Origin of the sequence: Desulfovibrio sp. (assembly GCF_019424165.1) — a bacterium.
Classification (GTDB): Bacteria; Desulfobacterota; Desulfovibrionia; order Desulfovibrionales; family Desulfovibrionaceae; genus Desulfovibrio.
Map to the genome: position 1 here is coordinate 17,317 of NZ_JAHZAA010000031.1, position 1,003 is coordinate 18,319.

General features: G+C 55.7%; 1 protein-coding gene. It reads right to left on the minus strand.

Annotated features, from left to right (window positions below):
• On the minus strand, positions 1 to 1,003 hold a 1,003-nt coding region (locus QZ377_RS09995), incomplete at both ends, for a VCBS domain-containing protein (RefSeq protein WP_291441005.1).

Here is a 1,003-nt window from a genome sequence, read left to right on the forward strand (position 1 = left end):
TGCCGCCCTGCAGGCCGTAGGTGAGCACGTCATCGGCGTCAACATCATGTCCCTGCAACTGTCCGGTTATATGGGAGCCGTTGAGGGCAAAAGGAACATAGATGCTGCCGCTGGCTTCTTCAAGCACAGGGGTGTTGTTGGTGCCTGTGATGTTGACGGTTACATCCTTGGAGGCCCAGCCACCCTTGCCGTCAGAAGCGAGTACCGCAAAGGTTTCACTGGCCTGCTGCCCCTGCGAAAGCTTGTCTGCCCCCGCATGCAGAACATAGGAGTACGTTCCGTCGGCTGCGATGGTAACCGTGCCGTATGTTCCCTTGTAAGTCTGGCTGTTGCTGGATTCGGCATTGGCTGCGCCCACGAAATAGGACAGAACATCGTTGGCATCCACGTCGGTGGCAATGACCGTTCCTGTAATGGCCAGGCCGCTGCCCTCGGTGATATCACTACCGGCAGGTTCCCACGAAGAGATGACCGGGGCGTCATTGGTGCCTTCAACCTTGACAACGATATCCTTTGTTGTGCTGTTGCCCTGGGGATCGGTAACCTGAATGGTGAAGTGTTCTTCCACCGATTCGCCCTTGCCCAGCGACTGCACACTGCCCAGATCGTTATCCAGATAGTAGGTATAGGTGCCATTGGCATCGATAACCAGCTTGCCGTAAGCGCCCGTGGCGGTTCCATCAAAGTTGCCGTTGCCGGCAACAGAAACGCCGAAGGTGTGGTTGCCCATATCGCGGGCATCGTCCAGCACGGTGACAGTGGCATGATTGTCAAGGATTTCATCTTCCTTGACGGTGAGGTCAGCAGCTACCGATATGACCGGCGTGCTTTCCGTGCCTGTCACGCTGATGGTTACCGTTTCCTTGGCCAAAGCCCCGTGTTCGTCCTTGACGAAGATGGTAAACGTCTCTTCGCGTACTTCACCGGGGTTGATGACCAGTGCCTTGTCTTCAATAAGGCTGTAGGTATATTTGCCGTTGTTATCGATGCTCAGCGTGCCGAA